Annotated in this window: 13 protein-coding genes and 1 pseudogene; 10 read left to right on the forward strand and 4 right to left on the reverse strand. The window is 62.7% G+C overall.

Going from position 1 to position 14,288, the window contains the following annotated elements; genetic code table 11:
* Window positions 1–25 precede the first annotated feature (25 nt).
* Window positions 26–1,054, forward strand: a complete 1,029-nt coding sequence (gene rtcA / locus J3E64_RS05000) for an RNA 3'-terminal phosphate cyclase (protein WP_253340496.1) — start codon at window positions 26–28, stop codon at window positions 1,052–1,054.
* 26 nt (window positions 1,055–1,080) lie between these two features.
* Here rtcA and J3E64_RS05005 read toward each other — a convergent pair whose 3' ends face one another.
* Window positions 1,081–1,980 carry an HNH endonuclease gene (locus J3E64_RS05005; RefSeq protein ID WP_253340498.1) on the reverse strand — a complete coding sequence of 300 codons (900 nt, stop codon included), beginning with the start codon at window positions 1,978–1,980 and terminating at the stop codon, window positions 1,081–1,083.
* Window positions 1,981–2,597: 617 nt separating this feature from the next.
* Here J3E64_RS05005 and J3E64_RS20780 point away from each other — a divergent pair.
* From J3E64_RS20780 to J3E64_RS20785, 3 genes are all read left to right on the forward strand, one after another.
* Window positions 2,598–4,154 (forward strand): Fic family protein, encoded by a 1,557-nt coding sequence (locus tag J3E64_RS20780; RefSeq protein ID WP_253340506.1) that lies wholly within the window; start codon window positions 2,598–2,600, stop codon window positions 4,152–4,154.
* A gap of 378 nt (window positions 4,155–4,532) precedes the next feature.
* Window positions 4,533–5,171: a DUF6088 family protein gene (locus tag J3E64_RS05015; protein WP_253340508.1), complete on the forward strand. Its 639-nt coding sequence runs from the start codon at window positions 4,533–4,535 to the stop codon at window positions 5,169–5,171.
* 456 nt (window positions 5,172–5,627) lie between these two features.
* Window positions 5,628–6,392, forward strand: a complete 765-nt coding sequence (locus tag J3E64_RS20785; RefSeq protein ID WP_367398600.1) for an AAA family ATPase — start codon at window positions 5,628–5,630, stop codon at window positions 6,390–6,392.
* 348 nt (window positions 6,393–6,740) lie between these two features.
* Here J3E64_RS20785 and J3E64_RS05025 read toward each other — a convergent pair.
* Window positions 6,741–8,099 (reverse strand): annotated as a pseudogene (locus J3E64_RS05025) (ankyrin repeat domain-containing protein); the annotation flags it as partial.
* A 314-nt stretch (window positions 8,100–8,413) separates the two neighbouring features.
* Between J3E64_RS05025 and J3E64_RS05030 the strand changes: the two are divergent.
* From J3E64_RS05030 to J3E64_RS05040, 3 genes are all read left to right on the forward strand, one after another.
* A complete protein-coding gene (locus J3E64_RS05030) occupies window positions 8,414–8,791 on the forward strand; it encodes a MarR family winged helix-turn-helix transcriptional regulator (protein WP_253340512.1) in 378 nt (125 codons plus the stop codon).
* Entirely contained in the window at window positions 8,788–9,603 is an 816-nt protein-coding gene (locus J3E64_RS05035; protein ID WP_253340515.1) for an NAD(P)-dependent oxidoreductase, read from the forward strand. Before J3E64_RS05030 ends, J3E64_RS05035 begins: the two co-directional genes overlap by 4 nt.
* A gap of 179 nt (window positions 9,604–9,782) precedes the next feature.
* Window positions 9,783–10,187, forward strand: coding sequence for an ester cyclase (locus J3E64_RS05040; RefSeq protein ID WP_253340517.1), 405 nt, complete (start codon window positions 9,783–9,785; stop codon window positions 10,185–10,187).
* Between the two features lie 49 nt (window positions 10,188–10,236).
* Here J3E64_RS05040 and J3E64_RS05045 read toward each other — a convergent pair whose 3' ends face one another.
* Window positions 10,237–10,899: a hydrolase gene (locus tag J3E64_RS05045; RefSeq protein ID WP_253340519.1), complete on the reverse strand. Its 663-nt coding sequence runs from the start codon at window positions 10,897–10,899 to the stop codon at window positions 10,237–10,239.
* A gap of 140 nt (window positions 10,900–11,039) precedes the next feature.
* On the opposite strand from J3E64_RS05045, the gene J3E64_RS05050 reads away from it, so the two are divergent.
* Entirely contained in the window at window positions 11,040–11,927 is an 888-nt protein-coding gene (locus tag J3E64_RS05050; protein WP_253340521.1) for a LysR family transcriptional regulator, read from the forward strand.
* Between the two features lie 149 nt (window positions 11,928–12,076).
* Here the strand turns inward: J3E64_RS05050 and J3E64_RS05055 are convergent, their stop codons facing one another.
* Entirely contained in the window at window positions 12,077–12,976 is a 900-nt protein-coding gene (locus tag J3E64_RS05055) for a LysR family transcriptional regulator (RefSeq protein ID WP_253340992.1), read from the reverse strand.
* A gap of 150 nt (window positions 12,977–13,126) precedes the next feature.
* On the opposite strand from J3E64_RS05055, the gene J3E64_RS05060 reads away from it, so the two are divergent.
* Together J3E64_RS05060 and J3E64_RS05065 are read left to right on the forward strand one after the other, a co-directional pair.
* A complete protein-coding gene (locus J3E64_RS05060) occupies window positions 13,127–13,456 on the forward strand; it encodes a nuclear transport factor 2 family protein (protein WP_253340523.1) in 330 nt (109 codons plus the stop codon).
* 43 nt (window positions 13,457–13,499) lie between these two features.
* Entirely contained in the window at window positions 13,500–14,279 is a 780-nt protein-coding gene (locus J3E64_RS05065) for an SDR family oxidoreductase (protein WP_253340525.1), read from the forward strand.
* Window positions 14,280–14,288 lie beyond the last annotated feature (9 nt).

Here is a 14,288-nt window from a genome sequence, read left to right on the forward strand (position 1 = left end):
CACCACCACCCAAAAGAGAAGTATCATGATCGAGATCGACGGTTCGGAAGGTGAAGGTGGGGGGCAGGTCGTGCGCAATGCGTGCGCGCTGTCTCTCGTCACCGGCCAGCCGTTCCGTATTACCAATGTGCGCGGCAAGCGCTCGAAGCCGGGGTTGATGCGCCAGCACGTGACCGCGATCGAGGCGGCGTGCCGGCTCGGCAGCGCCCACTGCGAGGGCCTGACGGTCGGTTCGTCCGAGATCACCTTCGAGCCCGGCCATGTGCGGCCCGGCGAATATCATTTCGCGGTCGGCACGGCGGGCAGCACCGGCCTTGTGTTCCAGACCGTGCTGATGCCGCTCGTCCTTGCGGACGCACCGTCGCGCCTGGTACTCGAGGGCGGGACGCATAACATGCTCGCGCCGCCGTTCGACTTCATCGCGAAGAGCTTCGTGCCGATCATCGAGCGAATGGGGCCGCGCATTTCCGTGCGGCTCGTGCGTCACGGTTTCTACCCGCGCGGTGGTGGTCGGATCGAGGTGGAGATTACCCCCGCGCCCCTTGCCCGGATCGATTGCCTCGAGCGTGGCGCCCTGCTCTCGCGATCCGCGACTGCGGTGTTTGCTGGCCTGCCATTCGACATCGCCGATCGCGAGATCAAGACGGCACGGAAATTCCTGGCCGATTGGCCGGAAGAGGCGTTCGCCGTCCGTGAACTGCCGGCCGAGCAGGGGCCCGGTACGATCCTCCTGCTGGAGGCGGCGTTCGAGCAGGTGACCGAGGTGGTGAGCGGTTTCGGCAAACTCGGCGTCTCGGCGGAGTCGCTCGCCAAGACCTCGGCGCATCGGATGGCTGGCTATCTTGCAAGCAACGCGTTCGCGGGGCCTTATCTGGCCGACCAGTTGCTGCTGCCTTTCGCCCTCGCTGGCGGCGGCAGCTTCACGACGGTGAAGCCCAGCCAGCACTCCCTCACCGCACGCGACGTGATCGAGCGGTTTACCGGGCAACGCTGGGTGTTCGAGCAGCAGGCAGATGGCTGCCACCTCGTTCACAAGCGCGGGCGGGATAGCTGACGCGCGATGGCACCGGGAGCGCCGCTTCAATGTTTGAAGCAGTGCTCCCGATGCCATCTGACGAATTGCTGGTGCGGGCGATCGGCTTCTCGCATCGGCATCAACAGGTGTCCGCTGCTATTGATCACGCCGCGGATGCTCTCCTGGTCGTTTGCCTGTCGCGACACCAGGATCTGGAGCTCGTCATCGAGCCCGATCAGCCCTCGATCGAACATCCAGTGCGCCGTTCCGGACAGGGCAAGACCGTTAGTGACGATGTCGGGTCCGTTTTCTTCGACGGGGCGAATATGTGCGGCCTCCACCTCGGCCCGCCCGCCACCGTTGATGAGCTTCAAACCCGTGACGACGCAGCGTTCATCATAGGCGCGCAAGACGATCCGCCGGAACACGCGGTCCCGAACGACCCGCGATACGAGCGAAGCAACTCGCGCCCGCGCCTCGTCAACCACGAAGGGTGCGCGCTCTTCGCGCAAAACAGGGCCGGCATCCGCAGTCCCGGTTCGCGGCAGCAGCGGACTATCGTCGGCGAGGCCCGCCTCGACGATCCGGCTGAAATCACCTGACGACAACCCGCGGACCGCAGCCTGCGCACGTCCTGAAACGCGCCCCGCATCGTTGAGAACGCCGCGTTCGATCGGTCCGCTCTCGTTTGCAAATGGGACCGGCGTGGCGAAATCGAGGTAGCTTCCTGGTTCGATCAGCGCGAGGTACATGCCAGGCGTTGATGGATCGGGGACAACACGCTCTACTTTGGCAACAGCATAATAGCCTTTCGTATCAGGCACTTTCCGGGGTTCGTAATATATGGTCCAGTCGCCGACACATGCCTGCGCGCGCTCCAGATACTGCCTCGGAAACTGGTACCGCTCGGCTGGTGTATCGTCATAGATCGAGTCGGATCTGTGGATGAAAACGCCGAAAGCCATGCGTTTTGATAACCATTAGCGCGAGGCGGCGAAACGAAATCTGATTGTCAGGCCCCTGAATAGCGGGGCAGGCCGCGCAGTGTTCAGCCCAGGGGCTATGCAGCCCGAGACTGATCCTGATCTGCAGAGGGTGAGACCATGCGTGAACCATCCAGACGACGCCGGACGTTCATAGACGTATGCGGATTCAGAAGAGCTTGATCGCTGGGCGACTAAGCGGTTGATTTCGCAATCAAATCATAGACTTGCGAACTCGCCCGAGGGCACTAATAGCACGATCTGGATTCGTGGAAAAGGCTGGACGTGAATGGACAGGGCGGTTCGAGTCCTTCCGGGCATCGGGCTGGCTGGGGTTTGTCCGAAATATGACTACAAATTTCGGACAGGAAGGCGTGTAGCAGTCCCTATATCAGCGACTTCTCGAGCGCGCTGAGAGGCTCCGCAAATATGGAGCGGCAAAACCGGTTGGACGGATGATTCGGGGGCACGATTCCGATCGTCCAACACAATAACCTAATTTACGCTCGACACAATAACCTAAAAATGGCACAGCACAAAAACCTAATAACCGCGCGACACGAAAACCTAATGGTTGCGCATCATCGAGGGTGAATGCCGTGGCAACTCCCCAGCAAAAGCTCGCGGACGCGCTCGATACGCTCCGCACGCTTCAGGACCGCAACCTCGTCGCCATCCGCAGCGACGATCTCAGTCGGCCCCAGCGCGAGCTGCTCATGAAGCAGGGCTTCCTGCAGGAAGTCATGAAGGGCTGGTATATCCCTGCACGGCCTGATGCGGGCGCTGGCGAAAGCACGGCCTGGTATACCTCCTATTGGGGCTTCTGCGGCGCCTATCTGAACGAACGCTTCGGTGAAGACTGGTCCCTCTCCCCTGAGCTCTCGATCGCGCTGCAAACGGGAAATCGCACGGTTCCAAAGCAGCTCCTCGTGCGCACGCCGAAAGGCGGCAACAAGCCGACGGCACTGCCCTTGGGCACTTCCTTGTTCGACGTCCGTGCGGCGATCCCGACACCGGAGGATGCCGCGGCACAGGACGGGTTGCGCCTCTTCTCGATTCCCGCTGCCCTCATTGCGAGTGCACCCGGTCTCTACGAAAACAATGCGATCGACGCCCGAGCAGCCTTGGCGACCGTGCGGGACGCGTCCGAATTGCTGGGACGATTGCTCCAAGGAGGCCACAGCGCGATCGCCGGCCGTCTGGCCGGCGCCTTCCGCAACATCGGGCGCGAACGCATTGCCGACGACATTTTGAAGGCGATGCGGTCGGCAGGCTATACCGTGCGCGAGCAGGATCCGTTCGCGACAAAGCTCGAGACTCTCCTGCCGGCGCGTGAGCGCTCTCCCTATGCGGGCCGGATCCGCCTGATGTGGCAGGAGATGCGCGGAGCAGTCCTTGAGCGATTCCCACCGCCGCCGGGCCGCCCCGCCGATATCGGCGCCTATCTCAAGCGCGTGCAGGACAGCTACGTCACCGACGCCTATCATTCGCTATCGATCGAGGGCTATCGCGTCAGCCCGGAACTGATCGAGCGCGTCCGCAGCGGCACGTGGAATCCGGAAGCCGACGAGCAGGATCGCGAATATAAGGATGGACTGGCCGCACGCGGCTACTGGCTCGCCTATCAAGCTGTTCTCAAAAGCCTGAATCGCGTCCTGGCCGGCGAGAATCCTGGCCTCGTCGCCGACGAGGAGCACGGCGACTGGTATCGCGAGATGTTCACGCCGAGTGTTACCGCAGGATTGATCAGCGCGAGCGATCTCGCCGGATACCGCAACGGTCAGGTCTATCTGCGCGGCTCGATGCATGTACCGCTCAACTGCGATGCTGTCCGCGATGCGATGCCGGTGTTCTTCGAATTGCTAAGCGAGGAAACCGAGCCTGCGGTCCGCGTCGTCCTCGGCCACTTCATCTTCGTCTACATCCATCCCTATATGGACGGGAATGGAAGAACCGGCCGCTTCCTGATGAATGTCATGCTCGCGGCTGGCGGCTATCCGTGGACGGTCGTGCCCGTCGAGCAGCGCGCCGATTATATGGCTGCGCTTGAGGAGGCCAGCGGCCGGCAGGACATTCGCCCCTTCACGGAGTTCCTGGCGCAATTGCTGGACCGCGAACTGAAGGGGGAGCCAGTCGCCCGGCTTCCGAAAGCGTGATTGCCGAGGCCGGTCATAGCGCTTCGAAATATGCGCTCGCATTATACCAACGGTATATTCCGAGCATAAATTTCAATGCTTCGAGGCAGACCGGTTCGCACTGAGACGGCCACCGTTGCCGCATTTGGTGCAGATCGGGCGTGACGGTGAATCATCGATCTCACTCAGACGCCGGCCTTGGATTATTGGCCTCCGTCAATTTCGTGTCGTGGCGGCAAGAATTTTCTCGCATCTGAGATGCGCGAAAACCTCAAAAACTCACGGCGTCTGGGACACGCTGTGGGGTAGACTCTTGGCACAAAAATGCTGAAATCCCATCCGACCCCCTCTCACTTTTGTCAGAAAAACGTATACATATCTCTGACAAAGGAGACGCTGGTGCGTGGGACTGGTCTGAATCTGAAAGGGCAAATACTTGATCGGATGGAACAAGCCGCGCCATTCGGCGCTTGGACGCCGGTCGACTTTCTCGATCTCGGGGTACGTGATGCCGTCGATCAGGCACTCCATCGACTGACGCGCGAAAAGCAGATCCGTCGCTTCGCGCGCGGCCTTTACGACAAGCCCAAGACCAATAGCCTAACCGGCAAGCCCACGAATCCCGATTCTCGCGCCGTCGTCGACGCATTGTCGCGACGCGACCAGACCCGCATGCTCATCGACGGCATCACCGCAGCCAATGACCTCGGCCTTACGAACGCGGTGCCAGCGAAAATCGTCATTCATACCGACGCGCGCCTCAAATCTTTAAAACTCGGCAATCTCGTCATCGTGTTCAGGAAGACTGCTCCCAGCAAACTTTACTGGGTTGGACGACCGGCAATGCGCGTAGTGCAAGCGCTGCACTGGCTGCAGGACGTCCTGCCGCAAGATGGCGAACGCATCCGCGCACAGCTGCGCATCGTCTTCGGCCATCCCGATCATGGCGCTGCAATGGTCAAGGATCTGCACCGCGGCATGCACACTCTCCCGGCATGGATGCATGACTTTCTGCGCGATATATTGGGCGGACCATAAAACTAGATCGATGACGCGTTGCGCCATGGGAGAATCCCTCTCCCTCCGCCAACACTAGCTGATTTAATTAGATTTTTTTGAATGCCGGGCCTGGCAACCCGGTTTTTCAGGCGAACAAGTGCAGCCAATAGTGGTCTTTTGCGGTCGAACCGAGGTCAGCCCCGGGAAGCGAAAGCCCGCCTTTGGTGGGTTGTGGAACGGTCAAAGGACTTGTTTTGGTCTCAAGCTCGCCTGTAGTTGCCTAGCTCGGAAGGCGGATGCAGACCAACAACCGCGCCGCTTAGCGGCGCACGTCAACCGCAGCCGGCGCGGCCGTTGCCCTCGATTTAGATGTCCGCTCCTAGAGACACTCTGCGCTGTCGGCGAGTCCCGTTTTCGAGTGGGTTTCATTCGCATTCTACCGCTGTCGCGCTTTCCGGTGCACACTAGCCCGACCGCGCCCAACAAGGATCACACATGTTCATTGAACGAATCAGCTTGGAGAACTTCCGATGCTTCGGATCTATTCCAACGACGATTGATTTGACATCGGGTCTGACAACCTTCGTCGGTGTCAATGGCGCGGGCAAAACTGCGGTCATGCAGGCACTTCAACGCCTATTCGGGATCACCGGCGATCACCGGCGGCTGCGTCGCCAGGATTTTCACATTCCGGCGGCCGAGCTCGTCGCGCCACTTCAGCGAACCTTGGCTCTCGAAGCAATCCTTGCCTTTCCCGAGCTTGATGGCGGCGGCGCGGACGCCGGGGCGATTCCGGAGTTTTTCCAGCAGATGGCGACCGATGAAGGCGGCCGGCTAAAGTGCAGACTACGTCTGGAGGCAACTTGGACGGACGATGGCTCGCTTGAGGGGACGATCGAGCAGAAATATTGGGCCGTCCGCACTTTCGGCGCGTTCGCGGAAGCGGACTGCATCGAACTGAAGGTTCTGGACCGCGCAAGGATCCAGATGATCTATGTGCCGGCGTCACGCGACGGTGCATCCCAGGTAACCGCCTTCCTGCGCGGGCGCCTGTGGCGCGCAATTAACTGGTCACAAGATGTAAGGGACACGTTTTCCAACGCGGGCGCCACGCTTAACAACGCTTTTGCCGGCGAAGCCGCCGTGGACATCGTGTCGGTCGCTGTGCGGCGACGCTGGCAGGAGATGCATACAGCCGGCACCGACACGACAGCGAGCTATCGGCCGAATATAAAGCCCAGTTCGCCTGGGACATGCTGACGCCGCTCTGGCAGACGATCGGACGCGGCATCCGCAGCCGGGCGCGATGCTCGCTTCCATCAACGCCGCCGCCTCGTGGAAATCCTGATCGCGCGCGAAGTCGATTGGTGTCCGACCGCTGGCGTTACGCCAGCCAGCGTCGGCGCCATGCGCGAGCAGAATGCGCGTGATTACGGCCGCGCGATCGGGATCGTCGGGCGGAAGGATGAACAACGGCGTCGGCCCCTCGGGGTCGGGAAGGGCAAGGTTGGCCCTTGTGGGATCCTCGCGGAGGATCGTTTCGAGCCTTTCGGCTTGGCCCATATAACCCAGCGTGCGGGGATCGCGGCTGAGCGGCGCGAGCCGTTCAGCGATATGCGGCTGGCCCATCTTGACCGCCCAACTCAGCGGCGTCCCATTCCAGCGCTGCTCCTGCAGATCGACATCGCCGCCCGCCGCAACGAGCAGATCGACCGCCTCGACAGACCCTGATTGCGCCGCGCGGTGCAGCGGGCTGATCCCATCCTCGCCGAGCCCATGGACCGAGGCCCCGAGCGACAGCAGCAGCGCGACGGCGCGGGCATTGCCGAACTCTGCGGCGACGATCAGCGGCGCCGGATCATCGATCAGGGCCGGATCGGCGGCAAGCATCGCGCGGACCCTGTCCTCGTCGCCCGCGAGACAGGCAGCCTGGAAGGCGTGGATACCCTCGAGCACCACGGGCCGGGCGCCATGTCGTTCGAGCAGGGCGCTCATTTCCAGAAAGCCCGACATCTGGGCGAGCGCGTGGACCGACTGGAGACGAAAGGGCTGGATCGTGTCGGGATTGGCGCCGTGGGCGAGCAGCCATTCGGCGCGCGCGAGATGGTTCTGGCCGGCCGCGCTGCCGAGCAGGAAATCGAGCGTGCTGAGTTCCAGATTCCCGCCCGGCCGACCGGCCGCCGGGTCGCTCCATTTATGCGCGGTGCCCTGCGCTTCGCTATGGCGCCAGAGCAACTCGTACCAACCGGCGTCGCCGGGGACGCAGCCGACATTGTACAAGGCCTGGAGATCGAAAGGGTCGGCGCCGGCCGCGACGAGCAAGTCGACGAGCGCCTCGGCTTGGGGATGGCTCGGCCTGTGCTGTTCGCCGAGCCAGATCGCGCCGGTCAGGATCTTGAACGGGCTGCCCCAGCCATCGTCGAACTGGAAATTGGGATCTGCCCCTGCATCGAGCAGCAAGCGTGCGATGGCGACGGCATTTTCGGTGTCGAGGCGGCCATAGGCGACATAGGCGAGCGCGGTCCAATTGAGCCGGCCTCCGGTCCGGGTCGCGGCTTTCGGATCGCGGGCCAGCCGCCGCTCCAGCTCCGCCAGGTCGCCGCAGGTGACGGCGGTGAACAGGCTATGCCGGGCGATGTCGGGATAAAGATCGAGGATGCGGCGGGCGATCCTGGTGTCGCCGTCCCAGCCATGGCGCAGCAAGCGGTCGAGGCGGTCGGCCCGATTGCTGCCGGTAAGCGCCAACTCCTCGATTGCGGCCTTGAGCGCCGTCCAGCTTTCACAGCCATATTCGCGGGCGAGCGCATGCTGGACGTCACGCAGTCCGGGTTCAGCAGGCGCGGTGTACCACGCCGCTGTCAGGCGAGTTTTCGCTTGCGGGTCGCCAGCCCTCAGGGCCTTGAGCCAACGCTTGGCATCCTTGCGGAGCGTTTCGACAGAGGTTCGGGGCGTGAGGACACGGGTCATCGTCAACCTTCCTTCCCATCGCCAAACGTCCGCTTACGAAAGGCCGGAAGAAGGGTTCGTAAGATCATATCGCTATGACTGGATGGGAGGATCTCCCTTGCCGCGGACAGGAGGCGCTCCAGATGCGCTCTGCCGCCGATCATTGGCGAGCTGCTGCCACGTGTCAATGCGAACTGGACGACCAGGCCCGGTCACGTCTTGACAATATGTTTGATAGCTAACATTTATGTTAGATGGCTAACAAAGATGCGATCCGTAAACACGACACCTTGGGTGCGTGGGCAAAGCGATGCTTTTTCGCGGGACGTGCGCTGATGGAAGAGGCCCTGCGGCCGCACGGCCTGGGCGCGACGCAATGGTATATTCTGCACCAGCTAGCGACGATCGGTCCGACGATGCAGCGCGAGCTCGCGCCGTTGCTCCAGATCGAGCGGGCGACAGTCAGCATCATCGTCTCGGCGCTGGTGCGAAAGGGTTTGGTCGAACAGGTTCCGAGCGACCTTGACCAGCGGCAGAAGCTGCTCCGCCTGACCCCGGCAGGAACAGGCTTGTGGGGTGAACTGCCCGACCTCGCTTTCATCCATGACGAGGCGTTTAGCGACTTCTCCGACGCCGACCTCGAAACAACGGCGCGGGTGCTGCGCGCAGCGACCGAGCGCCTCAATCACCGACTGAAAGGAAAGAAGGCATGACGATCCTAGTGACCGGTGCAACCGGACTGGTCGGCGAACGCCTGGTGCCGCGCCTCGTCGAAGCTGGAGAAGACTGCCGTGTCCTGGTTAGGGCAGGCAAAGCTGCGCCTGCCGGCGTGGAGGCCGTGGAAGGCGATCTGTTCGATCCGGCATCGCTGGCGGACGCGGTCGCGGGCGTTTCGACAATCCTTCATTTGGCAGCGGTGTTCCGCACAGCTGACACCGACTTGATCTGGAAAAGCAACCTGGAGGGCACGCGCAGCCTTATTGCCGCGGTGCAGGCCGATGCGCCCGATGCGCGCTTCGTGATGGCCAGCACCTCCAACGTCTACAACAAGAACAGCCCGCAACCGGGGCGCGAAACGGATGCGGTCGCGCCGGATGAGGCGTACCCGGCCAGCAAGGTCGCGGCCGAGAAGGCCCTGCGCGAAAGCCGCCTGAACTGGGCGGTCGTTCGGTTCCCCTTCGTCTATGGTGATGGCGATGGCCATCTGGAAATGTTGCCGAAGCATCTGAGCGCCTTCGGATTTCACCCAGCCAACCGGATGAGTACGATCCATCACCGCGATATTGCGACGGCAATGAAACTGGCCTTGGCAGGCGCGTTCGATGGCCGGATCGTGAACATAGCGGACGAAGCGCCCACAACGATCTACGAGCTGGTCCAGCTGGTCGGCCACACCATGGCCCCGTCTTTCGAGCCCATGCAGAACCCGTGGCACCTTCATATCGATGGCGCCCTTGCGCGTACCCTCGGCTTCCAACCGACCGTGAGGACAGTCTACCAAGCCGAGCAGGAAGGAATACTCTAAAAGCTGAGGTATGAGGGGCTGCGACAGCGCCCGCGACGGCTAGATCCAGTCCTTCCTGCTACCCGCCCGCACCGTCGTCAGAGAGCAGCTCAGGCTACGCTGAATGGACACCGACCGCCGGAACGCGTCGATCGTTCTTCCTGGACGCGGCCCTGACGGGGAAAGATCGGAGAGTTGCAATGATCGCGTCATCTCAGGAACGAGCCGCCACCGGCATGTACGAGCGATACATCGCCTGCCTGAATGGCCGTGCCTTGGGTGCGCTGGGCGAGTTCGTCGCGGACGATGTGGCTCATAACGGGCGCCCGCTCGGGTTGGATGGATATCGATCCATGCTCGAAGAGAATTACCGCGATATTCCCGACCTTCATTTCGATGTCGCTCTCGTCGTGGCGGATGAAAGCCGGATTGCGTCTCGAATTCGCTTCGACTGCACACCGAACGGAACATTCCTGGGCCTGCCGGTCGATGGAAGGCGCGTCGTCTTCCACGAGCACGCCTTTTACACTTTAGAGGAAGGAAGGATCGCGGAAGTCTTCTCCGTGATCGATAAGGCGGCAATCGAAACCCAGCTAAGGCCGTGAATCGCGATTCCGTTCAGCATTCTACGGCACCAGCGTCATCCGATCCGGATCAAAGGCCGGAACTCGACTGCGTCTCCACCGGCGTGTTGAGGAGCTGCTGCTCCCAAAGAAAAGCAATGCCGCTGCCGCCGAGATGAGAGATCAGGATTTCAGTCAGCGCTTCGACGTGCTCGGTGCGCGCCCAGTCCCGCTGCCACTCGCCCGCAAGCGCCATCCAGGTCATCATGTTCACGCCCGCCGCGATCATGCGCTGGATGGCAACCTCGTGAGACTCCTTGGTAACGCCGCCTGACGCATCGGTGATCACGGTCACGTCCCAGCCTTCACCGGCGGCCTGGATCGCGGGCATCGCGACGCAGACTTCGGTCCACAAGCCGGCAATGATCAGTTGCTTGCGACCGGTGGCCTTGACCAGGTCCACCACCTTCTTGTCCTCCCAGGTGTTCACCCAGGTCCGGTCGATCACTTCCTGGTCCGGGAAGACGTCGGTGATCTGCTTGAAAAGAAGGCCGCCACGGGCTGCGAGCACGCTGGTGAGAATGGTCGGAACATTGAATGCTTTCGCCAGCTTCGTCAGCGCGGTCGTGTTGTTGACGACCGTTTGAGGATCATGACTTCCCAGCCCCGCAAGCTGGAAGGCCTGATGATCGATCAGGACGAGGACTGAGTCCTCGGGACGAAGAAGCGAGTCGAGGCCGTTGCGAAAGCTCATGATGATCCTTTGGCATTTATCAGAAAGGGTCGCTGGCAAGCCCCGGGAGGTGCGTTGCCTGGCCTAAGCATTGCCATTCCCGCTTTTGAGACGGTAGTCCGGCTTCGAGACACACTGCGTCGCGCATCGGGGAACGCCGGATGGATATCGAAGAGTTGCGAACCTTCGTGGAGGTCGCCGATGCCGGGGGTGTTTCGCCTGCCGCGCGCCGTCTGGGCCTCTCGAAATCGATCGTCAGCCGGCGGCTCGCCCGGCTCGAGGCGGATCTCGGCGTCCAGCTGCTCGCACGGACGACGCGGGGCGCGGCGCTCACCGAGGCCGGGACCATTTTCCGGGACCATGCGGCACGGGTCTGTGCGGAAATCGACAACGCGAAGGAGATGATCCTGCCTGCCGGAGAGCTTCGCGGCCGGCTCCGGATCGCAGCGCCGCTGACCTTTGGCCCGACGCATCTGGCGCCCGTGATTGCAGAGATGGGGCGGCGCCATCCCAGGCTTGAAATCTTCACCTGCTACGCCGATCGCTTCGTCGACCTCATCTCCGAAGGATATGACTGCGCGATACGGGTTGGATTTCTTGCCGACTCCAACCTGATCGCCCGCCGGGTGGGGCCTATTCGCGGAAGCCTTGTTGCGAGCCCGAGTTACATCCGCGCCCATGGCGCGCCGGAGGAGCCGGACGAGCTGCTCGCGCATGAGGCCGTCATGCAAGTGAACGAAAGCTGGCAGTTCATGGATGGCGACAAGAGGATCACCATCCGTCCGCGGGGCCGCTTCAGGGCTGATAACGGGACGGCCCTGGTGTCCGCCGTCGTGGCGGGATTGGGCATTGCCTGTCTTCCCGACGGGGTCATCGAGGCCCATGTGAAGGCCGGCGAGCTGGTGCGGATCATGACCCGCTATCCCGTGCCTGAAGCCGGTATCTTCGTTATTCGCCCGCCTGGGCAGCATCCTTCGCGCAAGATACGGGTGCTGACCGAGATGCTGATCGAATGCTTTGGGTCTACAGCGCAGGAGGAGGGAGCCTGACGTAGGGCGGCCACCGCCTGTCGCCGCTGCCGGCCGCGCCGGGGCGACGGGCCTCATGCAACTGCTCCGGCCACCCGGTCGGAAAATGCGCAAGGCGTTCGCTTCTTTCCGGTCGAGGATCGCGCCGACCTTCCGCAGGTCACCCAGCGCTATCCGGCGTTTGCCCGTTCGCGCGCGAGGTCGACGAGCGCGCGAAACGCGGCCGAGGGATTTTTCCGCCCCGCATAATAGAGGCACAGCGGCGCCAGCTGCGGCATCCAGTCCGCCAAAAGATGGACGAGACGGCCGGCAGCGATATCCTCGCGCACATCCGCCTCCATCATATAGCCGATTGCTAGGCCCTCCAGCATTGTGATGCGGGTGAGGCTCGGTTCGTCGAGCGTGATCGGCCCGGCGACGTCGACCGGCAGCGGCCGGCCGTCCTTTTCGAAATGCCAGCGATACGGCGCGCCGTTGGGTAGACGGATCGCGATACACGCATGACGGTCAAGATCGCCCGGCGTGCGTGGCACGCCATGAGCTTCGAGATAAGCCGGTGAAGCAACGACAGCGTTGCGACGCGGTGGCCCGACGGGAATCGCGATCATGTCGGTCGGAACGAGATCGCGGCTGCGGATACCGAAATCGAAACCGTCCGCCACCACATCGACCAGCCGGCCTTCGGTAACCAGATCGATCGAGACCTGGGGGTAGCGCCGCAGAAAGGCCAGCAGCAAGGGTGCCAGAACCTCGCGCGCGGCTGTCGCGAACGCGTTGATCCGCAGCACCCCCGACGGCGTCGCCTGCTGCGAGCGTGCGATGTCCATCGCACCATGAATATCGCTGAGCGCCGGGCCGATATGGTCAACGAACCGGCGACCGGCGTCGGTCAGCGAGACGCTCCGCGTCGTCCGGTTGAACAGGCGCACGCCAAGCTGCCGTTCAAGCTTTGCGATACTGTTGCTGAGCGCGGTCGTCGACATGCCCAAGTCTACCGCTGCCGCACGGAAGGACCGATGGCGGGAAACCGCGAGGACAGCGTCGAGTTCTAGCAGGCTATGCCGCACGATTGTCCTCAGAAGCGGGATGTTACATCCCGATCTATCCCGCTTATCGCGACGAGCGTCCATCTCTATCTTTAGCGAACAAGGCGACATCCGCCGCGAAGTCCAGCTCATGGCCGCAGGATCGGGCGTCGCATCATGCGAAAGGATCACGACATGGCAATTGCGCTCCCGGCACCGATCGCCGGCTATTTCGAAGCGGACAGGGACGAGAAGCCGGAGGCGATAGCGCCCTGGTTCGCCGAGGATGCGATCGTCGAGGACGACGGCAAGACCCATGTCGGCCGCGACGCCATCGTCGCCTGGAAGGTCGAGTACACCAAGGCCTTTACCTCTGTCGCCGAGCCGTTCGCCATCGCCGAGGATGGCGACGAGGTCATCGTGACCAGCCACGTGACCGGGGACTTCCCCGGCAACCCCATCGACCTGCGCTATTTCTTCGTGCTGCGCGGCGAGCACATCGCCCGACTGAAGATCACGCCGTGACTGCGCGCCTTTTCATTCCCACTCCTCCGAAAGGGCCAAGAAAATGACGGACTTCCTCAATCTCGCGGGCAAGCGCGCGCTGATCACATCGGGCACGCGCGGTGCGGGCGCGGCGACCGTCCGTCTGTTTCGCGAGCAGGGCGCAACCGTCCTGACGACCGCGCGCTCGAAACCTGATGACCTTCCCGATCAGCTGTTCGTCGCCTCGGACCTGACTACGGCCGCAGGGTGCGACGCGCTGGCGGCGGCCGCGCAGGAGCGGCTCGGTGCGATCGACATCATCGTCCACATGCTCGGGGGCTCCTCGGCTCCCGCGGGCGGGTTCGCTGCGCTGAGCGACGAGGAATGGGACAAGGAGCTCGACCTCAATCTGAGGCCGGCGATCCGGCTCGATCGCGCGCTGCTACCCGCCATGGTGGCGCGCGGCAGTGGTGTCGTGGTGCATGTGACTTCGATCCAGAACCGGCTGCCGCTGCCCGAGGCAACAACCGCCTATGCCGCCGCCAAGGCCGCGCTTTCGACCTACAGCAAGAGCCTGTCGAAGGAAGTTTCGCCAAAGGGAGTCCGGGTGATGCGCGTGTCGCCGGGCTGGATCAAGACCGAGGCGTCGGTCGGGCTGGCCGAGCGGATGAGCGCGCAGTCCGGCGAGAGCATCGAAGAGAGCATCCAGCGGATCATGGATGCGCTTGGCGGCATCCCGCTCGGTCGCCCTGCCCACCCTGACGAGGTGGCGAACCTCGTCGCATTCCTCGCATCCGATCGCGCCGCCAGCATTACCGGGACGGAATATATCATCGATGGCGGCACCATCCCGGTCGCATGAGCGGCAGTT

The sequence above is a fragment of the Sphingobium sp. OAS761 genome (assembly GCF_024168485.1).
Taxonomy (GTDB): domain Bacteria; phylum Pseudomonadota; class Alphaproteobacteria; order Sphingomonadales; family Sphingomonadaceae; genus Sphingobium.